Source organism: Actinophytocola sediminis (genome assembly GCF_054779715.1).
Genome location: NZ_BAAGXS010000066.1, coordinates 16,868 through 37,018 on the forward strand (window position 1 = coordinate 16,868; position 20,151 = coordinate 37,018).

21 protein-coding genes are annotated in these 20,151 nt (G+C 69.5%); 11 read left to right on the top strand and 10 right to left on the bottom strand.

The window, feature by feature from the left end:
• Positions 1 to 133: 133 nt before the first annotated feature.
• Positions 134 to 1,492: an FAD-binding oxidoreductase gene (locus ACYVIP_RS31025; protein ID WP_460402764.1), complete on the top strand. Its 1,359-nt coding sequence runs from the start codon at positions 134 to 136 to the stop codon at positions 1,490 to 1,492.
• A gap of 18 nt (positions 1,493 to 1,510) precedes the next feature.
• Positions 1,511 to 2,740, top strand: coding sequence for a class I SAM-dependent methyltransferase (locus ACYVIP_RS31030; protein WP_460402766.1), 1,230 nt, complete (start codon positions 1,511 to 1,513; stop codon positions 2,738 to 2,740).
• A 1-nt stretch (position 2,741) separates the two neighbouring features.
• Here the strand turns inward: ACYVIP_RS31030 and ACYVIP_RS31035 are convergent, their stop codons facing one another.
• From ACYVIP_RS31035 to ACYVIP_RS31045, 3 genes are all read right to left on the bottom strand, one after another.
• On the bottom strand, positions 2,742 to 3,551 hold the full coding sequence (locus ACYVIP_RS31035) for an SAM-dependent methyltransferase (RefSeq protein ID WP_460402768.1): 810 nt from the start codon (positions 3,549 to 3,551) through the stop codon (positions 2,742 to 2,744).
• A gap of 141 nt (positions 3,552 to 3,692) precedes the next feature.
• Entirely contained in the window at positions 3,693 to 4,841 is a 1,149-nt protein-coding gene (locus tag ACYVIP_RS31040; RefSeq protein ID WP_460402770.1) for a sensor histidine kinase, read from the bottom strand.
• Positions 4,838 to 5,491, bottom strand: coding sequence for a response regulator transcription factor (locus tag ACYVIP_RS31045; RefSeq protein ID WP_460402772.1), 654 nt, complete (start codon positions 5,489 to 5,491; stop codon positions 4,838 to 4,840). Before ACYVIP_RS31045 ends, ACYVIP_RS31040 begins: the two co-directional genes overlap by 4 nt.
• Before the next feature lie 89 nt (positions 5,492 to 5,580).
• Between ACYVIP_RS31045 and dacB the strand changes: the two genes are divergently transcribed.
• Both dacB and ACYVIP_RS31055 read left to right on the top strand, forming a co-directional pair.
• Positions 5,581 to 7,101, top strand: coding sequence for a D-alanyl-D-alanine carboxypeptidase/D-alanyl-D-alanine endopeptidase (gene dacB / locus ACYVIP_RS31050; RefSeq protein ID WP_460402774.1), 1,521 nt, complete (start codon positions 5,581 to 5,583; stop codon positions 7,099 to 7,101).
• Between the two features lie 10 nt (positions 7,102 to 7,111).
• On the top strand, positions 7,112 to 8,299 hold the full coding sequence (locus ACYVIP_RS31055) for a serine hydrolase domain-containing protein (RefSeq protein ID WP_460402776.1): 1,188 nt from the start codon (positions 7,112 to 7,114) through the stop codon (positions 8,297 to 8,299).
• Here the strand turns inward: ACYVIP_RS31055 and ACYVIP_RS31060 are convergent.
• A complete protein-coding gene (locus ACYVIP_RS31060) occupies positions 8,250 to 8,837 on the bottom strand; it encodes a GrpB family protein (protein WP_460402778.1) in 588 nt (195 codons plus the stop codon). The two genes, ACYVIP_RS31055 and ACYVIP_RS31060, sit on opposite strands and share 50 nt — an antisense overlap.
• A 72-nt stretch (positions 8,838 to 8,909) precedes the next feature.
• Here ACYVIP_RS31060 and ACYVIP_RS31065 point away from each other — a divergent pair, with 72 nt between their 5' ends.
• Positions 8,910 to 9,269, top strand: coding sequence for a hypothetical protein (locus ACYVIP_RS31065; RefSeq protein ID WP_460402780.1), 360 nt, complete (start codon positions 8,910 to 8,912; stop codon positions 9,267 to 9,269).
• A gap of 30 nt (positions 9,270 to 9,299) precedes the next feature.
• Here ACYVIP_RS31065 and ACYVIP_RS31070 read toward each other — a convergent pair whose 3' ends face one another.
• The 4 genes from ACYVIP_RS31070 to ACYVIP_RS31085 all read right to left on the bottom strand — a co-directional run bounded on the left by ACYVIP_RS31070 (position 9,300) and on the right by ACYVIP_RS31085 (position 14,276).
• Complete coding sequence (locus ACYVIP_RS31070) at positions 9,300 to 10,502, bottom strand: acyl-CoA dehydrogenase family protein (RefSeq protein ID WP_460402782.1); 1,203 nt, start codon at positions 10,500 to 10,502, stop codon at positions 9,300 to 9,302.
• A complete protein-coding gene (locus ACYVIP_RS31075; RefSeq protein ID WP_460402936.1) occupies positions 10,499 to 11,767 on the bottom strand; it encodes an acyl-CoA dehydrogenase family protein in 1,269 nt (422 codons plus the stop codon). The genes ACYVIP_RS31070 and ACYVIP_RS31075 overlap by 4 nt, the downstream gene beginning before the upstream one ends.
• 119 nt (positions 11,768 to 11,886) lie before the next feature.
• Positions 11,887 to 13,287, bottom strand: coding sequence for an amidase (locus tag ACYVIP_RS31080; protein ID WP_460402784.1), 1,401 nt, complete (start codon positions 13,285 to 13,287; stop codon positions 11,887 to 11,889).
• The gene (locus ACYVIP_RS31085; RefSeq protein WP_460402786.1) at positions 13,284 to 14,276 is read right to left on the bottom strand and encodes a D-2-hydroxyacid dehydrogenase; all 993 of its coding nucleotides are present in this window, start codon (positions 14,274 to 14,276) and stop codon (positions 13,284 to 13,286) included. Before ACYVIP_RS31085 ends, ACYVIP_RS31080 begins: the two co-directional genes overlap by 4 nt.
• A gap of 164 nt (positions 14,277 to 14,440) precedes the next feature.
• Here ACYVIP_RS31085 and ACYVIP_RS31090 point away from each other — a divergent pair, with 164 nt between their 5' ends.
• The 4 genes from ACYVIP_RS31090 to ACYVIP_RS31105 are packed head-to-tail and all read left to right on the top strand — an operon-like array spanning position 14,441 to position 17,160.
• The gene (locus ACYVIP_RS31090) at positions 14,441 to 14,950 is read left to right on the top strand and encodes a DUF3830 family protein (RefSeq protein ID WP_460402788.1); all 510 of its coding nucleotides are present in this window, start codon (positions 14,441 to 14,443) and stop codon (positions 14,948 to 14,950) included.
• 12 nt (positions 14,951 to 14,962) lie between these two features.
• Positions 14,963 to 15,733: a maleate cis-trans isomerase family protein gene (locus ACYVIP_RS31095; RefSeq protein WP_460402790.1), complete on the top strand. Its 771-nt coding sequence runs from the start codon at positions 14,963 to 14,965 to the stop codon at positions 15,731 to 15,733.
• A 19-nt stretch (positions 15,734 to 15,752) separates the two neighbouring features.
• On the top strand, positions 15,753 to 16,475 hold the full coding sequence (locus ACYVIP_RS31100) for a maleate cis-trans isomerase family protein (RefSeq protein ID WP_460402792.1): 723 nt from the start codon (positions 15,753 to 15,755) through the stop codon (positions 16,473 to 16,475).
• 16 nt (positions 16,476 to 16,491) lie between these two features.
• Entirely contained in the window at positions 16,492 to 17,160 is a 669-nt protein-coding gene (locus tag ACYVIP_RS31105) for a GntR family transcriptional regulator (RefSeq protein WP_460402794.1), read from the top strand.
• Here the strand turns inward: ACYVIP_RS31105 and ACYVIP_RS31110 are convergent, their stop codons facing one another.
• The gene (locus ACYVIP_RS31110) at positions 17,161 to 17,865 is read right to left on the bottom strand and encodes an ANTAR domain-containing protein (RefSeq protein WP_460402796.1); all 705 of its coding nucleotides are present in this window, start codon (positions 17,863 to 17,865) and stop codon (positions 17,161 to 17,163) included.
• 360 nt (positions 17,866 to 18,225) lie between these two features.
• Here ACYVIP_RS31110 and ACYVIP_RS31115 point away from each other — a divergent pair, with 360 nt between their 5' ends.
• Positions 18,226 to 18,450: a hypothetical protein gene (locus tag ACYVIP_RS31115; protein ID WP_460402798.1), complete on the top strand. Its 225-nt coding sequence runs from the start codon at positions 18,226 to 18,228 to the stop codon at positions 18,448 to 18,450.
• Positions 18,451 to 18,683: 233 nt separating this feature from the next.
• Positions 18,684 to 19,292, top strand: coding sequence for an RNA polymerase sigma factor ShbA (gene shbA / locus ACYVIP_RS31120; RefSeq protein ID WP_460402800.1), 609 nt, complete (start codon positions 18,684 to 18,686; stop codon positions 19,290 to 19,292).
• Between the two features lie 203 nt (positions 19,293 to 19,495).
• Here shbA and kstR read toward each other — a convergent pair whose 3' ends face one another.
• The gene (gene kstR, locus ACYVIP_RS31125; RefSeq protein ID WP_460402802.1) at positions 19,496 to 20,140 is read right to left on the bottom strand and encodes a cholesterol catabolism transcriptional regulator KstR; all 645 of its coding nucleotides are present in this window, start codon (positions 20,138 to 20,140) and stop codon (positions 19,496 to 19,498) included.
• Positions 20,141 to 20,151: the final 11 nt, after the last annotated feature.

The following is a 20,151-nucleotide window of genomic DNA, read 5'->3' on the forward strand; positions in this document are numbered from 1 at the left end:
CGCGTGCCCAGCCATCTCGTACGTCCGCGAACGTGCGTAGGTGTCGCGAGCGTTGGACTCGCCGGGCAGGAGCGTTGGACTCGTGAGTGGTTAGCGACGCGAACTTTCTGGTGATCGGGGTTAGCATCGGGGTGTGAGCCGCTCACCTGCACTGATATCTCATGACCAGGCGCTGCGTGTGCTGCGGGCGCAACTCGTGGCGCTGCCGGACGGCAGTCCGATCCGGCTCGCCAAGCCCACCTCCAACCTGTTCCGCTTCCGCGACCCGGCGCCGGCCGCCGCGCTGGACGTCAGCGCCTTCACCCGGGTGCTGCACGTCGACCGGCAGGCGCGGGTCGCCGATGTCGGCGGCATGACCACCTACGAGGACCTGGTCGACGCGACCCTGCCGTACGGCCTGATGCCGACCGTCGTGCCGCAGCTCAAGACCATCACCCTCGGCGGCGCGGTCGCGGGCCTCGGCATCGAGTCGACGTCCTTCCGCGCCGGCATGCCGCACGAGGCCGTGCTGGAGATGGAGATCCTCACCCCCGACGGCGAGATCGTGCTGGCCAGGCCGGACAACGAGCACCGCGACCTGTTCTACGGCTTCCCCAACTCCTACGGCACCCTCGGCTACGCCCTGCGCCTGCGCGTCGACCTGGCGCCGACCCGCCCCTACGTCGCCTTGGCGCACGTCGGCTACGGCTCGGCCGCCGCGTGCGCCACGGCGATCGAGCAGGTCCGCGACGACCCGGCGGTCGACTTCGTCGACGGCACGGTCTTCGCGAACAACGAGCTGTACCTGACCATCGGCACCTTCATCGACTCGGCACCCAGAGTGTCCGACTACACGGGCAGTCAGATCTACTACCACTCGATCCGGGACCGTGCCGAGGATGTGCTCACCATCCGTGACTACCTCTGGCGGTGGGACACCGACTGGTTCTGGTGTTCGAAGGCCCTCGGCGCGCAACATCCGCTCGTCCGGCGGTTCTGGCCGCGCCGGTACCTGCGCTCGGACGTCTACCGCCGGGTCGTCGCGTTGGACCGCCGCTACGGGCTCTCCGCCAGAGCCGACCGCCTGCTCGGCCGGCCGCCGCGCGAGCCGGTCATCCAGGACATCGAGGTCCCGGTCGAACGGCTGGCCGAGTTCCTCGACTTCTTCGACGCCGAGATCGGCATCAGCCCGGTCTGGCTGTGCCCGGTCCAACTGCGCGACTCGCGCGGCTGGCCGCTGTACCCGATGCCGCCGCGGCGGCTGTTTGTCAACGTCGGATTCTGGGCAACCGTGCCACTAAGGCCAGGTCAGGAGCCTGGCCATCACAATCGCCTGATCGAGGCCAAGGTTACCGAGCTGGGTGGTCACAAGTCGCTGTACTCCGATTCGTACTTCGCCGAGGATGAGTTCTGGCTTCGGTACGACGGGGAGACCTATCGGAAGCTGAAAGAGACCTACGACCCACGCGGTCGGCTCCCTGATCTGTACGCGAAGTGCGTCGGCAACCAATAAGACGAGAAGGGAACGACCATGCAGCTGGCCGAGATCTTCGAGCACGCGATCGGCCGCGATGCTCCGCTGGAGTTCAAGGCCTTCGACGGCAGCCAGGCAGGCGACCCGGGCGCCCCGGCGAGGGTGGTCGTGCGCTCGCCGCTGGCGATGTCCCACCTGGCCTCGGCGCCCGGTGAGCTAGGCCTGGCCAGGGCGTACGTCACGGGCACCCTGGACATCGACGGGGACATGTACCAGGTGTTGCAGAGCATGTCCGCCGCGACGCTGGAACACATCCCGGTGTCGTTGCGGCTGGAGATGGCCGCCCGGCTCGGCGGCTACCGCCTCTGGTGGCCGACAAGACGACCGGCGGCCGAAGCGCGGATCCACGGCCGCCGCCACTCCAGGACCCGCGACCAGGACGCGATCGCCCACCACTACGACGTGTCGAACAAGTTCTACGAGTGGATCCTCGGCCCGTCGATGGCCTACACCTGCGCGGTCTACCCCTACGCCGACTCCTCCCTGGAGGAGGCGCAGTGGACCAAACACGACCTAGTGGCCGGCAAGCTCGGCCTGCGGGAGGGCATGCGCCTGCTGGACGTCGGCTGCGGCTGGGGCGGCATGGTCATGCACGCCGCCAGGCACTACGGCGTACGCGCGCTCGGGGTCACGCTGTCACGCAAGCAGGCGGAGTGGGGCCAGAAGGCGATCGCCGAGGCGGGCCTCACCGAGTTGGCCGAGATCCGCCACCTGGACTACCGGGACGTCGCGGAGACCGGCTTCGACGCGGTCAGCTCGATCGGCCTGACCGAGCACATCGGCAAGGCCCAGCTCGGCGAGTACTTCCGCGCGCTGCACGACAAGCTCCGGCCTGGCGGCCGGCTGCTGAACCACAGCATCACCCGCCCGGACAACGACCAGCCGGCCAAGGTCGGCGGCTTCCTGAACCGGTACGTCTTCCCCGACGGCGAGCTGGAGAGCCCGGGGCACCTGGTGTCGGCCATGCACGACAACGGCCTGGAGGTGCGGCACGAGGAGAACCTGCGCGAGCACTACTCCAGGACGCTCGAACAGTGGTGCGCCAACCTGGACGAGCACTGGGACGAGGCGGTCGCCGAGGTGGGGCTGCAACGGGCGCGGGTGTGGCGGCTGTACATGGCAGGCTCCCGGCTCGGTTTCGAGCGCAACACCGTGCAGCTGCACCAGATCCTCGGCGTTCGGCTGGATGGCACGGAGTCCGGGATGCCGCTGCGGCCGGCCTGGTGACTCAGGGTTTGCGGCCGACCCCGGCGTAGAGCAGCGAGTCCTCCGGGCGTTCGTCGACGTCGTCCGGTGACTCCGGGCGCCACTGGGTTGTCCACAGTAGACCGGGCGGGACGAGTTCGGTGCCGGTGAAGAACGCGGTGATCTCCTCGGGCGTGCGCCCGACGCCGGGGCTGGCGCTGCGGTCGTAGAGCTCCCCGGCCGCGACCGTGCTCGCGGTGAGGACCTTGACCGCGTGCGAGACCACCAGATGGCTACCGGGCGCCATGGCGTCGACGTAGCGGGCGACGGCTTGGTGCGGCTCGGCGCTGTCCGGGATGAAGTGCAGCACGGCGACCATCAGCACGGCCACCGGCTGGCTGAAGTCGATCAGCCGCGCGGCGGCGTCGGAGCCAAGGATCGAGTCCGGGTCGGTGAGGTCGGCGCGGATCGCCTCGGCGTTGTCGATGCCGCGCAGGATCAGCTCGCTGTGGGTGACCGCGACCGGCTCGCTGTCGACGTAGAGCACGCGGGTGTCCTGGTCGAGGCCCTTGGCGATCTCGTGCACGTTGCCCGCGGTCGGGATGCCGGAGCCGATGTCGATGAACTGCCGGATGCCCGACTCGACGCAGAAATGGACCGCGCGGCGCAGGTACGCCCGGTTCAGCCGGGCGGCGGTGCGGGCCTGCGGCATGACCTCGAGCACCTGTTCGGCGAACACCCGGTCCTGTGCGAAGTTGGCCGCCCCGCCGAGCAGGTAGTCATAGACGCGAGCGGCATTCGGTCGATCCAGGTCGATGGACTCCGGCGCCCAGTTGGGTCGCTCCGTTGACATGCACGCATAGTAGACACTTGTCTCGCGCGTGGAGGACGGCCCGGCGTGTTTTGTTTCCGTTGACAAAGATTTCCGATATGCCAACTCATCTTGTTTGTCAGCGGCGAAAAGATCGCGCCCGAATTTCCCGGTGTGCTTCGGTTAGGAGTCCGGGAATCTGACTGTGACGGCGAGTCCGCCACCAGGCCGTGGGCACGCGTCGAGCTGCCCGTCGTGCGCGCTGACGATCGCCGCGACGATGGGCAGGCCGAGCCCGAGACCCTCGCCGGTGCGTTCGGCCGCCAGCCGGGTGAACGGCGTGAACAGCTGGTCCAGTTGGTCCGGCCGGATCACCGGGCCGGTGTTGGTCACCGTCAGCGTCGCCACGCCGTCCCCGGTGCCCGTCCGCACCTCGACCCAGCCGGACTCGACGTTGTGCCGGACCGCGTTGTCCACCAGGTTGACCACGAGCCGCTCGGTGAGCCGGCCGTCGCCAAGGGCGGTGGCCGGATCCAGGCGCGTCCGCACGTCCCGGCCAACCGCCCCGACCACCGCCCCGGCGATCGCCCGCAGGTCGACGGGCACGCGCCGGTCGAGGCCGCGTTCGCTGCGGGCCAGCGTGAGCAGGGCCTCGATGAGACGTTCCTGCTGTTCGCCCGCCGCGAGCACGCGCCGGCAGGCCGCCCGCAGCCCGGCGACGGTCGGCGCCGGATCGGCCAGCGCCACCTCCATGACGGTGCGCTGCCTGGCCAACGGCGTGCGCAGCTCGTGCGACGCGTTGGCCACGAACTGGCGCTGCGCGGTGAACGCGGCGTCGAGCCGGCCGAGCAGACCGTCGAACGTGTCACCGAGCTCGGTCAGCTCGTCGCGCCCGCCGGTCATGGCCAGCCGCTGGTGCAGGTCGCTCACGGAGATGCGCCGGGCGGCCGCCGTGATCACCCGCAACGGCCGCAACACCCGCCCCGCCACCAGCCAGCCGAGGCCGACCGACACCACCGTCATGATCGCGAGCGCGGCCCCGGACTGGACCAGGAACCGCCGCAGCATCTCGGCCTGTTGGTCGACCAGCATGGCTCGCGCCTGGTCGGCGCACGCGGCGAAGTCGTCGCCGATGGCGACCGAGCCGTCCAGCCGGGCGCAGATCTCGCCGAGGCCAGCGGTGTCCGCGCCCGGCTGCCGGGTCCGGACCACCGGGAACCCGCCGGCCAGCAACAGGTAGACGATGAACAGCAACGCGGCCCCGGAGACCAGGAACAGCCCGCTGTAGAGCAGCGTGAGCCGCGACCGCACGGTCCGGCGGTGGGTCCTCATATCCGGTAGCCGGCCTGCGGCACGGTCTCGATCGGCGACGGCTCGCCCAGCTTGCGCCGCAGCCGGCTGACGGTCACCTTCACCACGGTCGTGAACGGGTCGGCCATCTCGTCCCAGACCCGCTCCAGCAGCTCCTCGGCCGACACCAGCCGCCCCTGCGCGGCGAGCAGCAGTTCGAGCACGCCGAACTCCTTGGGCCCGAGATCGAGCGGCCGGCCGTCGTGGCTGGCGATGCCACGCGCGGAGTCGAGCACCAGACCGCCGTGGGTCAGCACCGGCGGCACGGCGGGTTGGGCGCGCCGGAACAGCGCTCGCAGCCGGGCGACCAGCTCGGCGAAGGCGAACGGCTTGGGCAGGTAGTCGTCGGCGCCCAGCGCCAGCCCGTCGACCCGGTCGTCGATGGTGGCCGCCGCGGTCAGCATGAGCACCCGGCAGCGGTGTCCGTCGGTGGCCAGCTGCGCGCAGACCTCGTCGCCGTGCCGGCCGGGCAGGTCGCGGTCGAGCACGAGGACGTCGTAGTCGTGCAGCTGGGCGCGCGCGAGCCCGGTGGCGCCGTCGAACACCACGTCGACGGCCATGCGTTCGCGGCGCAGCCCGATCCCGATGGCCTCGGCCAGCTCGACGTCGTCCTCGATCACCAGTACCCGCATGGCGGCAGTGTGCCGACATGCGGGTTGCGTCGCGGTGACACCGCCGGTGTAACCGCAGTGCAACCACGCGGTGGGTACTTCTGGTGATCATGACCAGTTACCCACGCCGCACCGTGCTCACGCTGCTCGGTGCCACGCCGGTCGCCGCGGCCGGGCTGTGGTCGCCGGCCCGCGCTGACGACACGCTCGAGACCAGGATCGCCGCGATCACCGACAGACCCGAGTTCGCCGGTGGCCGGTGGGGCATGCGGTTCCAGGTGCTCGGCCAGGAGCCCGTCTACGCCAGGAACACCTCGGCGCGGTTCGTGCCGGCGTCCGCGGTCAAGGTGTTCATCGCGGGTTCGGCCTTCGCCGCGCTCGGCGCCGATCACCGATTCCGCACGACGGTGCGGCGTACCGGGCCGATCGTCCGCGGTGTCCTGCGGGGGGATCTGGTGGTGGTCGCGGGCGGTGATCTCCTGCTGGGGCCGAGGATCCGGCCGGATGGCACGCTCGCGCTGCCGGTGCCCGACCACACCTACGGCAGCGCGACCGAGCCGGTGCCCGGTGATCCGCTTGCGCCGTTGCGACACCTCGCCCGGCAGGTGGCGCGTCGTGGGGTGCGGCGGATCGAGGGCCGGGTGCACGTCGACGCTGCACTGTTCCGGCAGGCACAGGAGGGCATTCCGCAGGGCAACACGCGGATCGCGGTGTCACCCATGATGCTCAACGACAACGTCATCGACGTGGTGGTGACGCCCGGCGGTCGTGCGGGGGCGCCGGCGGGGCTGCGGGTGTGGCCCGACGTCGGTCACGTCGTCGTGGCCAACGACGTCACCACTGTGGCGAACCCCGTGCGGCGGTTGACGTTCACCGAGTTGTCGACCGGTCCCGACGGTGTGCATAGCGTCCGGCTCACCGGTGACGTGCGGCTGGGTGGTCCGCCGGTCGTGTCCCCGTACTTCCTCCCGGACCCGATCGGTTTCGCCGAGGCCGCCTTCGGCCACGCACTACGGGAATCGGGCATCGAAGTCCGCAATGGACACTCCAGCTCGGACCACCAGCGACCGCTGACAGAGCACGTGTCCCCACCGCTGTCCGAACAGGTGAAGGTCATGCTCAAGCTCAGCTCCAACGTGCACACCATCTACTTTCCTTACCTGGTAGGCGCCATCGCCGGCCGCGACGCAGATACCCCGAAGGCAACCGGGGAGCGATACCAGCGAGCACTGTTCGAACAGGCCGGCCTGAACCCGGACGAGCCGACGGCAGGGGAGTACACAGCGGACTTCTTCGTCCAGTTCCTCAGCCACATGGCACACCAGCGGTACTTCACCGACTATCGCCGCGCGCTGCCGATCATGGGCCGAGACGGCACCCTGGCCGACATCCTGCCCGACTCACCGGCGGCGGGCAGGGTGTTCGCCAAGACCGGCACCGGCAGCCTGGGCACCAGCCTCCACAAGGCGATGGCCGGCTATGTCGTACTGCCGGACGGCAGGTTGGTGGTGTTCGCGGAGTTCCTCGACCAGCCCGTCGCCTCGGTCGAGGAAGCGATGGCGCTGCAGCAGACCGCCGGCATCGCCCAGGGCGAGATCGTCACCGCCGTCTACGAATCACTCGCGAACTGAGGGGAACATCGTGTCCATTGTCCAATCACGACGGTCGATCCTCGGCCTGCTCGGTGCGGCGCCCGCCGGCCTGCTCCTCACCTCTGGCGCCGCGGAGGCCAGGCCAGCCGACTTCCTGCCGGGCGGACGCTTCGACCAGTTCGTGGCCGACCGAGCCGCCGCCGGCGAGTTCTCCGGCACCGTCCTGGTGGCCCGCAAGGGAAAGCCGGTACTCACCAGCTCCCACGGCATGGCCGACGAAGCCAGCGGCATCGCCAACCACCCGAACACCAGCTTCGACCTGGCATCGATGACGAAGTCGTTCACCGCGGTGGCGGTGGCCAAACTCGCCCAGGAGGGCCGGATCGCGTTCCCCGAGCGACTCGGCACCTACCTTGAGGGCTTCCCCCCAGAGGTAGCCGAAGTCACCGTGCACCAACTGCTCACCCACACCGCGGGCGCCGGGCGACCGGGCCTGAGCCACCAACGCCCACCCGGCGAGGACGAGTGGGACAGCGAGGACGACATCTGGCAGGGCATGTCCGCGTACCTGCGCACGCTGCCGCTGCGGTTCACCCCGGGCAGCCAGTTCGGCTACAGCAACGACGGCTACTTCATCCTGGGCGCCATCGTGGCATCGGTGTCCGGACAGTCCTACTACGACTATGTGCGCCAGCACGTGTTCACCCCGTCCGGCCTCACCGACACGGACTTCTACCCCAAGCCAACGGTCATCGCCGACCCCGGCATCGCGCACGGCTACCTGACCCAGCCCGACGGCGAACGGGTGGACATCACGACCACCCCGATGCTGCCCTACCTGGGAAGCCCGTACCACGGGGCGTTCTCCTCAGCCAGGGACGTACTCCGCTTCGCCAACGCGTTACACGGCAACAGCTTGCTCAACCCCGCGTTCACCCGCGTCGTCACCAGCGGCAAACATCCGCTGAACCAGACCGACCGGCCACCGGTAGACGGCGAACTCCAGTTCTACGGCTACGGCCACATCGAGGCGGTAACGGCGAACCACCGCGTCGTCGGACACTCCGGCAGCGGCCCCGGCCGCATGACGAACCTGGACATGTTCCCGGACGCGGGCTGGACGGTGATCGTCCTCAGCAACCGCGACACCACCATCCGCCCCATAGTCGCATTGGGACGGCAGTTGGTCACAACATCCCCGCCGCACGGAAGATCCGGTCATAAATCTCCCGGATGACGTCCTGCTTACGTGCGTTGTAATCCATGACATGCCCCCCACCGGGGATGGCCGCCCGTTTCGCACTCTCGTAGTACGCCCGGTCCTCCGGATGCGCCCGCAACCAGTCCCGAAACATCCGTTGCCGGATGGCCTCCGGACAGTCCGGCCCAAACACATGCAAGTTCACCCGAGGCTCGGCGAACCGCAGGCACCGATGCTCATGAAAGGACGGCTCCCGAATAGTAAGCACATAACCAAGCCGCTCAAGAGCGGGAACGTACAGGTCCTCAGCGCGAGGATCGGCGACCGTGAGATCGATGTCGATGACATCCTTCGCCGCCAACCCTTCGACAGAGGTCGACCCAACATGCTCGACGTCCATGGCCACATCCCCCAACACCGCGCGAATCGCGGACGACATGGCCTGGTAGCGACGCGGCCACTCAGGGTTGTACGGCATGATGACGACCGTCTCGGGCGCGGGCGGCCCGTTGACCCAGGGGTTCTCGGACGGGTCGGAGTCGCTGTGTCGAGTGATCTCCGCAAAGCTGGCCACCGGAGCAAGATAGCGACACCCGATGGAACCGTCGATCCCATTAGGTTCACCGTCCCGTCGGAAGGAGGAAGCGTGACGACGACACGTGTACTGGTGGTCGGTGTCGACCCCGCCAAAATCGAGGGCTGGGACCCCGAGCCGGTCCAGGCGGCGATAGCCCGGGGCCAGGCACGTTTCGGCCACTACGACCTCGAAGCCGACTGGTGCCTGGTCACCCTCGACGACAGGCCCGAGGAAGCGGTCACCGAGGCGCTGACCCGCGAGAACTACGCCTGCGTCGTGATCGGGGGCGGCATCCGCACCCACGAGCCAGCGCTCCTGTTCTTCGAGAACGTGATCAACATCGTCCGCCAGCAGGCCCCCGACGCGGCCATCGCCTTCAACAGCACCCCCGAGGACTGCGCCGACGCCGCTCTGCGCTGGCTGCGCTAGCTAGGTCCCAGCTGGAGGGGCCGGGCGACCTCATTTGAGTTCTGCGCTGGTCTTCCCAAGCAACCGACGGGCGATGATGAGCTGCTGGATCTGTTGGGTCCCCTCGAAGATGTCCATGATCTTGGCGTCTCGGGACCACTTCTCCAGTAGTGCGTGTTCGCCGTACCCGACGGTGCCGCACAGTTCCACGCAGCGCAGCGTGATCTCCGTGGCGCTCCGCCCGGCCTTCGCCTTCGCGTACGACGCCTGGAGGGAGTTCGGCTGGCCGTTGTCGGCCATCCACGCCGCCTGCAGCATCAACAGGTACGCCGCCTCGTAATCGGCCTCCATCTCGATGAACGCGGCCGCGGCGGCGGGTTGGGTGTTCGGCGGTCGGTCATAGTCGATCTCCACGCCGGCCTCGGTCAGCAGGCGGCGGGTTTCCTCCAGCGCCGCCCTGGTGATCCCTACCGCCATCGCGGCGACCAGTGGGCGGGTGTTGTCGAACGTCTGCATCACGCCGGCGAAGCCCTGATCCGTCTTGATTTCCGGGCTGCCAAGGAGGTTCGCGGCCGGGACCCGGGCGTTGTCCAGGCGGAAGTGGGCCGTGTCGGACGCACGGATACCCAGCTTGTGCTCCAGGCGGACCAGCTCGAAGCCCGGCGTACCCCGATCGACCACAAAGGACTTGATGGCCGCTTTGCCCTTACTGCGATCGAGCGTCGCCCAGACCACCACGCAGTCGGCGCGTTCGCCGGACGTCACGAAGATCTTCTCGCCGTTGAGCACGTAGTCGTCGCCGTCGCGGACGGCTGTGGTGCGGATCGCTCCCGAGTCCGAGCCGGTGTCCGGCTCGGTGATCGCCATGGCCGCCCATTTTCCCTTGTATCTGGCCACTTGCTCGTCGTTGCCCACCGACGCGATGGCGGCGTTGCCCAGGCCCTGTCGGGGCATCGCCAGCAGCAGGCCGGCGTCTCCCCAGCACATCTCCATCGTGCCCAGCGCCAATGACATGTTGGCGCCGTTGACCACGCCGGCCTTGGCCTTGGCGGCGCGGCGGACACCCCCCGCGCCCGCCCCACCACCCGACGCGCTCAGGCCGTCCAGCAGCGCGGCCAGCGTGTCCAACTCCTTGGGATAGGTGTGTTCCGCCTGGTCGTACTTGCGCGAGTTCGGTCGCAGGAACGCCATCGCCGCCTGCCTGGCCTGGTCGACCAGCGTCGTCAGCTTCTTCGGCACCTCAAGGTTGATCACACCAGCACCGCACCTTCCAGCACGCCGACTGCCCGCAGGTCCCGGTACCACCGCTCCACCGGGTGCTCCTTCACATACCCATGCCCGCCGAGCAACTGCACGCCGTCGCTGCCGATCGCCATTCCCTTGGTGGCGCACAGCTTCCTGGCCAGCGCCGCCTCCCTGGCGAACGGTTTTCCCTGCTCGGCCAGCGCCGCTGCCCGGTAGGTCGCCAGGCGCATGCCGTCCAGCTCGGTACCGATGTCGGCGACCTTGAACGCGACGCCCTGGCGGTGGGACACCGGCTCACCGAAGGCCACCCGGTCGTTCACGTAGCCGGTCACGTATGACAACACGGCCGCGCCGGTGCCGACCGCCAGCGCGCACCAACCGATTCTGGCCAGGCGCACGCAGTCGGCGTATGCCGAGGCGTCGCCGAGCAGTGCGGTCGAGGGCACCGTCACCTGGGACAGGGTCAGGCGTCCGGTGCCGGCGGCGCGTAGGCCCATGGCGGGTTCTGGCTCTACCGAAAGGCCCGCGGTGGATGACTCCACAATGAACAGTGCGGGTCCTCGGCCCTCCAACTCCGCGGCCACCACGAACAGTTCGGCCGACGACGCCAGTGGGACCATCGACTTCTCGCCGGACAGCACGAATCCGGCTGAGGTGCGGTAGGCCTTGGTGTGCAGGGAGAACGGGTCGAACAGCGGGCGCGCCTCCTGGATCGCCAGCGCAGAGGGCGGCACGTCCTCGCCGACGAACGCCGGCAGGTACGTCGCCTGCTGCGCCTCGTCCCCCCACAGCACCAACGCGTTCGACACCGCGGCGGGCGCGAGGCAGGCCACGGCGAGGCCCATGTCCCCGTGTGCCAACGCCTCGGCCACCAGCACGTTGGTCACCGTCGAGCGTTCGGTGGCCACGCCGCCCAACTCCTCCGGCACGCCGATCAGCGTGATCCCGAGCGACGCCGCGGTGGCCAGCAACGCCGGTGGCGCCGCGCACTTCTCGTCCGCCGCCGCGGCCGAGGGGCGCAGGTGGTCGCCGGCGAACTCGCGGACCGTGTCCGCGATCATCGTCTGCTCCTCGGTCGGCGTCAGGTCGAACACGCCGCGGTCGGTGGCCGGCGGCAGGCGCCGTGGACGGCTGAGCTTCCTGGTGGCCGCGAACGTGCGGTTCACCGCGGTGAAGCCGGCCTTCGTCACCTGGAACAGCGCGCGGTCGACGGGCGCCTTGACGCCGAGCCTGGCCACCAGCCTCGACCCGGCGACCCGGTTGAGCACCGCCATCGTGACGCCAAGCGCGCCCTGCCGGTGCGGTCTCGCGCCAAGCCCCTCACCCGACACGCGCATCACCTCTACCTACTCGGGAGTAGTTACGTTAGCTACTCTAGAGTAGGGTAGCGCAGTCACCCGAGGGCGGGGCGCTTTCCCTGCCAGGGCTGGGCCTGCTCGAACGCGTAACACGCGGTCAGCACCCGGGCGTCGGCGTATTTGGGGCCGACCACCTGCAGCCCGACCGGCAACCCGGCGGCGGTGAACCCGCACGGCACGCTCGCCGCCGGCTGCTGGGTCATGTTGAACGGGTAGGTGAACGGCGTCCAGCCGGTCCACCGGCGCACCCGCGACCCCGGCGGCACCTCCACCCCGGCGTCGAACGCGGCGATCGGCATCGTCGGGGTGATCAACAGGTCGAAATGGTCGTGGAACTCGCCCATGATCCGGCCGACGTCGGCACGCACCGCGGTGGCCGCGACGTAGTCCAGCGCCGACCGGCTCGCGCCTTCCTCGCAGATCTCCAGCAGCCCGGGGTCGAGTTGGGCTCGCCGCTCCGGCGACAGCGCGGCGATCGAGGCCGCCGCGCCGGCGAACCACAGCACGTGGAAGGCCTCGACCGGGTCGTCGAACTTCGGGTCCACGATCTCCACCCGCGCACCCAGTTCGGTGAACGTGCGCACCGCCGTGGCCACGATCGTGGCCACCTCCGGGTCGACCGACGCGAAGCCGAGCGTCGGGCTGAACGCGATCCGCATCCCGGCGACCCCAGCGTCCAAAGTAGACCGAACGGGCCGCTCCGGCCGCGGTCCGGAGGTCCAGTCCCGGTTGTCCGGCCCGGCAAGGACATCCAGCGCGATCGCGCTGTCCTCGACCGTCCAGGACAACGGGCCGACATGCGCGAGCGTGCCGTACGGGCTCGCCGGGAACAGCGGCACCAGCCCATAGGTCGGCTTGATGCCGAACACTCCACTGAACGACGCCGGGATGCGCACCGACCCACCACCGTCGGTGCCGATGGAGATCGGGCTGGTCCCGGTGGCCACCGCCGCGGCCGCCCCACCGCTGGACCCGCCGGCGGTCCTGCCGACATCCCACGGGTTCCTGGTGATCCCGGTGAGCGGGCTGTCGGTCACGCCCTTCCAGCCGAGCTCTGGCGTGGTCGTCTTGCCCACCAGCACCGCGTTGTGCTCCCGCAGCCGCGCCACCGCCGGCGCGTCCACGTCCCACGCCTGGTCGGGGTCGACGGTCAGCGAGCCACGCAGCGTCGGCCAGTCCCGGCTGAGCAGGATGTCCTTGATGGACACCGGCACCCCGTCGAGCAGGCCGCGCTGCTCGCCCCGCCGGTAGCGCTCCGCCGACTCGGCCGCCCAGGCCAGCGTCCGCTCCCGGTCGATCAGGCAGTAGGCGTTCACCGCGCCGTTGACCGCCTCGGCGCGGTCCAGCGCCTCCCGCGCGACCTCCACCGGCGAGAGCCGCCCGGCACGGTACTCGGCCATCAGCTCGGTCGAGGACAGCTCCGCCGTGCTCGTCATGGTGCTCCTTCCCGGACGTAACCGTGCTGCTTGTCCACCACGTTGCGCAGCGGCCGGTCGTCCAGATACCTGGTGAGGTTGTCCAGGAACAGTGCTACCAGTTCCGCCCGCCACCCCACCACGTCTCCGGACATGTGCGGCGAGACGATCACGTTCGCGGTCGTCCACAGCGGGGAGTCGGTCGGCAGCGGCTCGTTGGCGAACACGTCGAGCGCCGCGCCCGCGATCTCGCCCGCGCGCAACGCCGCCACCAGGTCGTCCTGCTCGACCAGCGGCCCCCGGCCGACGTTGATCAGCCGGGCGGTCGGCTTCATCGCGCGCAGCGCGGCGGCGTCGATCATGCCGCGGGTGCCGTCGGTGAGCGGGGCGGCGAGCACCACGTAGTCGGCCGGGGCGAGCGCGTCGGGCAGCTGGTCCATCGCCAGCACCGAGCCGAGGTCGGGGTCCTCGGCGCGTGGCGTGCGGCCGATGCCGGTCACGTGCAGGCCGACGGCGGCGAGCTTGCGGCCGATCGCCCTGCCGATCGGTCCGGTACCGGCCACCAGCGCGCGCCGGCCGCCGAGGCTCTCGGTCTCGCGGTGGCGCCACTGGCGCTCATGTTGCAGTCGAATCGTGGTGGGCAGGTCCTTGGCGAAGGCGAGCACCAGCGCGAGCACGTACTCGGCCATCGGCTCGTCGAACACTCCCCGTGAGTTGGTGATGACGACGTCGCTCACCTTGACAGAATCCGACAACAGGTGGTTCACCCCGGCGCTCGCCGCGTGCACCCAGCGCACCGAGTCGCTCGCCGCGATCGCCCTTGCCGCCGACTGCGCGCGGAAGTCCCAGGCCAGGAGCACGTCTGCGCCGGGAAGTGCCTCGGCGAGCCCGTTCTCGGTGACGTAACGGACCTCGGCCAGCGCCTCGAGCTGGTCGGTGGCGGGCGGTTTGCCGGTGTCGCCCGAATCGGCGTGCAGGACCACCACGGTTGCGGAACGTGTTCGCGTCATGGGGTGATGCTCCCCTCTTCGAATGAAGCTTGCGCGGGGAGCCGCGAGGGATTGACACGCTAGAAGTCGCTCGTATGATTGTCAACAATCGGCGCGGTTGCTGCAGCCCGCGGGAGAGCTAGACCATGAGAACTACAGGTGCTGCATGACCGTGGAGAATGCTGATGTCCAGGTTGATGACGATCACGTTGGAGCGCCGCGGCGTCTCCTGCGTCGCCCAGCTCCTAGACAAGGACGCGCCGCGCACATGTGAGGCCGTGTGGCAGGCCCTGCCGCACGCGGGCCCCGTCCACCACGCCAAGTACGCCCGCAACGAGGTGTACACCATGGTGGAGCGGTTCATCGACGAACCGCTCGGCCTGGAGAACCCGACGGTCACCCCGATCCCCGGGGACGTGGTCTTCTTCGACTTCCATGGCGGCATGCTCGACCGGGCCTTCAAGGAGGAGAAGGGTCTGGAGACCCTGCCCGGCGTGATCGACCTGGCCCTGTTCTACGGCCGGAACAACATCCTGCTCAACGGGGACGTCGGCTGGGTCCCCGGCAACGTCTACGCGACGATCATCGAGGGCCTGCCGGCCATGGCCGAGGCGTGCAACGACGTCTGGCGCTCCGGCAGCGTCGGTGAACGGCTGATCTACCAACGGCACCATTCGTCTCCCGACGCCGGCTGACGGGCGGGCGGCATGTCGGACTTCAGAGACAGGGCCGTGGAGATCATCGGCCCGGAGTTGGTCACCCAGCGCGGGGTCGGTGTGGTGGCCCCGTTCGACTTCGCCCTCGACCGCGAGCTGTGGCGATGGGCCCCCGACGACATCTCGCTCTACCTGACCAGGCTGCCGTTCGTGCCGGTGCCGGTGACCATCGAGATGGCCACCGAGCTCAGCGACCCCGACCGGGTGCGCCGGGCCACCACCGACGTGCTCGCACCAGAACCGCTGGTGGTCACCTACGCCTGCGCGTCGGGCAGCTTCATCGACGGCGCCGCCGGCGAGCAGACGCTGACCGGCAGCATGCTCGCCGCCGGCGCGCCGCTGGCGACCACCACCTCCGGCGGGCTGATCGCCGCCATCCGCGCGCTCGGGCTGCGCCGGATCGCGGTGGTGACCCCGTACATCGACAGCGTCACCCAACGCCTGCTGGCCTTCCTCGACGAGCACCGGGTGGAGGTCGTCTCCAGCGTCGGCCTCGGCCTGCTCGACCACATCTGGAAGGTGGGCTACGCCGAGATCGTGCAGGCGGTCACCGCGGTCGACGTCGCGGAGGCCGAGGGCCTGTTCATCAGCTGCACGAACGTGCCGACCTACGACATCATCGGCCCGCTGGAGCGCTGGCTTGGCAAGCCGGTGCTGACCGCCAACCAGGTCACGATGTGGTCGGCGCTGTCCGCGATCGACTCCCCGATGATGGCCACCGGTCAATGGTTGGCGGAGACCACCCGCACGCACGCCGCCTGACGGTAGGATTGTCGAACACATGAGTCACATCGTTGGTTTCCTCTATCCGGGCTACAGCGCGGAAGACGAGTACCCGACCATGGAGCGCCTGCTGGCCTCCGCTGGTCGGGCCGCGAGCCTGCCCGTGGTGCACACCCTGATGCGCGAGGACGCCCACCGGGTGGACGCCCTGCTCGACATCGGCGGCGAGGACGTCCTTGGCGATGGCGCCAGGGCGTTACGCGAGCTGGGTGCGCAGGCCGCGGTGTGGGCGTGCACCAGCGGCAGTTTCGTGTTCGGTTGGGACGGTGCGACGGCCCAAGTGGACGGTGTGCGGGCCGCGGCGGGGGTGCCGGCGTCGAGCACGTCCTTCGCCTTCGTCAACGCCGTCAAACATCTCGGCCTGCGCCGGGTGGCCGTCGCGGCGACCTACCCACAGGATGTCGCCGACCGCTTCGCGCAGTTCCTGGCCACCGCCGACATCGAGGTGGTCTCCTTGTCCTGCAAGGGAATCATCACCGCGGCCGAGGTCGGCACGCTCGGCCGCGCGGACGTGCTCGACTTCGTCGCGGCCAACGACCACGCCGACGCCGACGCCGTGCTGGTGCCCGACACCGCACTGCACACGGTCGCGTGGCTGCCGGAGCTGGAGCAACGTGTGGGAAAGCCCGTGCTGACCGCCAATCAGGTCAGCGTGTGGGAAGGTCTGCGGCTGGTCGGCGACACCGGTCCGCGTCCAGGGCTGGGCACCTTGTTCGCCTGAACGGAGGACTCTGGGGATGAGTGAGCTCGGCGAGTTGGAACCGGTTGCCAGACAGTCGACCGCGGAGCTGATCGCCGACCAACTGCGCTCAGCGATCATGTACGGCGTGTTCGCGCCGGGCACCCAGCTCGGCGAGGCGGAGCTGGCGGCGCGCTTCGAGGTGAGCCGGGGGCCGCTGCGGGAGGCGATGCAGCGGCTGGTGCAGGAGGGCCTGCTGCGCGGCGAGCGGCACCGCGGCCTGTTCGTCATCGACCTCGACGCACAGGACGTCCAGGACATCTACCTGGCTCGGCTGGCGATCGAGCGGATGGCCTGCGAGCTGATCATGCACGGCAACCGGGGCGAGGCGGTCGCCCACCTGACCGAGGCGCTGACCGAGCTGGTGACCGCCGCGGAGTCCGGCGACCGGCAGGCGATGAGCGACGCCGACCAGGCCTTCCACCTCGCGTTGGTCACCTGCTCCGGCAACTCCCGGCTGGAGCGGATGGCCCAGACCCTGCTGGTGGAGACCAGGATGTGCCTGGCCGCCTTACAGGATCACTACCCGGAGGCCGGCGACCTGGTGGCTGAGCACCGGGTGCTGGTGGACGCGATCGCCGACGGCGACGAGGCGCAGCTGCTCGGCCTGATCGAGACCCACATGCGCGACTCGATCGACCGCCTGAAGCCGAAACCGGCCGAGTAGCTACCGGAGCCGGTCGACGTCGAACTCGCCGGCCACGATCGACGTGGAGAGCTCGGCGATGCGGCTGTTGGCGCTGCGGGCGTAGGTGCGTAGCGCGGCGAAGGCCTCCTCCACCCCCATCCCGAGCCGTTCGCCGATCACCCCCTTGGCCTGCTCGATCACCACCCGGCTGGTCAGCGCGTGCTGCAGTTGGGCCGTCGTCCTGGCCTGCCGGCGCAGCGACCGCGCCTGGGTCAACCCGATGGCCGCCACGTCGGCCAGCGCCTGTGCCACCCGCACCGTGGCGTTGTCGAGTTCGCCTGGTTCTGTGCGAAAGAGCGCCGTCGCGCCAAGCACCTCGTCGCGCATTCGCAGCGGCAGCGTGTGCACCGAGACGAACCCGGCCGCCTTGGCCGCCGCCGCGAACTCTGGCCACCGATCGGACGTGGCGAGCTCGACGGCCGGGATCGGACCGCCCGCCCGGGAACACTCCCGCAGCGGCCCCTCGAGCGAACAGAGCTCGGCCACGTGTTCGTCGGACGCGCCGGTCGCCTGCGGCTCGCCGGCATGGTCCACCAGCAGCAGCCCGGCCGCGGTGATGTCCAGTAGCTGGACCGACCGGTCGGCCAACAGGCCGAGGACGTCGCCGGGATCGAGCTGGTCGGCCACGGCGTCGGCGAGCTCCACAAAGGTTTCCGCCAGCTCTTCCACTGGTGTGCTGGTCACGGGATAAGCCTACGTCCGGCACTATGAGTTATGTGCGTTGTTTGAGATGGCGCGCGGAAACAAGCAAAAACGCAACCAGTGGGGCGACCATCTCGCAGGCAATTTTCCAAAAGTGACCGACCGGATGTGAAGGCGTTGAGACGCAATCGGTCCACTGTCGTCAGCGGAATTCCGCGGGTCCGTCGCGTCGCCGCGACCGGGTGCCAACCGGGTCGTGTCCGGCCGCGGCGGTCGGGCGCGACCGTCGGCGAACCATCGCTGCCGCACGGGGTTGCGCGTCGCCGAGCACGATCGGACGGTGGGTGGACAAACCGAACAGTCCGGTACTGACAGTGGCGACCGGTGGGGCGGGGGTGACCGGTGTCCGATTCGCGGCTGTCCGCGCTGGTGCAGTGTGTGTCGGTGGCGGCCGGCCGGCCGGCGACGTGGTCCGGTGGCGGGCGGTTGCCGGTGTCCCGGTGTGCCTGGTGGTGGTCCGCGCAGGTCCGCGTCTCGGTCACCGATCGGATCGATCGCATACACCAGATGGCGCAACGGGTTCGGTGCCCGAAGCGGGGTGCGGTCCGGCGGCGGGTGCCGGGTTGACCGAGTCGTGTGCGCCGGAAGTCCGGTGATCGACGGCGTACTCTGCGACACATTGCCGGATGCGTACTTTTCGATAGTGGATCACCGTGCTTCAATTCAGATGAGCCGGTTCGGTGGCCGGTGGTGTTTCCCGGAGCGGGCATCTTTCCGGTGTCGGCCTCGGCAACAGTGCTATCCACGTAGGGCCTTTGGACCCTGGCGGAGATCCGGCCCAATTCACGAGTATCACTCACATGCAGGCCATCTCGTCTGATGCCACGGAAATCTTCGCGCGGCTGAAGAGCGCGGCGTTCCATGAGCTCGTCATCTCCTCCATGGCGGGTGAACGGGACGCGATCGCGACCCTCTTCACCTGGATCCGTCCGGCGATTGTTCGTTACTGTCGGTCACGCATCGGTCGCAGCGGATCAGCGTATTCGTCCGCCGATGACGTGGCCCAGGAGATCTGCGTGGCCGTGCTCGGCGCGCTGAGCCGCTACGGCGACGAGCCGGAGTCGTTCCTGCCGTTCGTGTACGGCATCGCCGCGCACAAGGTCGCCGACCACTATCGCCGTGCCGGGCGGGACCGGTCCGACCCGGCGGCCGACGTGCCGGACGGGGTCGACGTGAGCGCGAGTCCAGAGCAGCAGATCATGGCCTCGGACCTGCGGACCCGGCTGGGGAAGCTGTTGGACACGCTGCCGCCTCGGCAGCGGGAGATCCTGCGCCTGCGGCTGATCGTCGGGCTGTCGGCCCAGGAGACCGCGAACGCCGTCGGCCTCACGCCGACGGCCGTGCGGGTGACCCAACACCGCGCGCTCGCGAAGCTGCGCGCCGCGCTGCAACCCACCGAGTGGGTCTGATCCGCACACGGTGGGTTCAGTCGGTCGCGCGGTCGGGTAGGTAGCGCCGCACGTCGGTGCGGTTCAGTTCGGCCGCGGCGCTCTCGGTTCCCACGCCTGCATCGTGCCCGGTGCCCGATGCCCCGTCCACCGACCGTTCGGGTGGTCCGGGCCCCATGCCCTGAATGCCCCATTCAGGACGTTGAACGCCCCCAATGCCTCATTCAGGGCATGGGGGCGGGGGGTGTGGGGTGTTGGATCAGTAGGCGGACGGTCAGTTCGAGTCGGGTGCCGACGTCGCTGGCGGACGCGCGCCGGGTCACCCAGGCGACCAGGTTGGACAGCCACACGTCGCCGATCACCCTGGCGATGGCGCGGTCCTCCTCGGTCGGCTCGCCGTCGTGCAGCGCCCGGGTGAACATCCGCTCGATCTGGGTGGCCACGGTGTCCACCTCGGAGGACGCGGACGCGTCGGCGAACATGAACGCCCTGGTCATCGCCTCGGTGAGGTTCGGGTCGCGTTGCATGGCGCGGGTGATCCGGCCGAGGACGAACAGCAGCCGGTCATACGGCGTGTCGCCGGGGATGGCCGCGCGCTCGGTCCGCTCCTGGCCGCGTTCCAGCTCCCTGGCCAGCCCGGAGACCAGCAGGTGGATCTTGGACGGGAAGTACCGGTACAGCGTGCCGAGCGCGACGTCCGCCTTCTCCGCGACGGCCCGCATCTGGACGGCCTCGAAGCCGCCCTTGGACGCGAGGGTGATCGTGGCGTCCAGGATGCGTTTGCGGCGGTCGCGCTGGGCGGCCGAGCCGAGCTCGTCGTCGGTCAGCACGTTGAGCGCGTTGGCTCCCGAGGTGCGCGGTCTAGCCATGGATCTGAGTC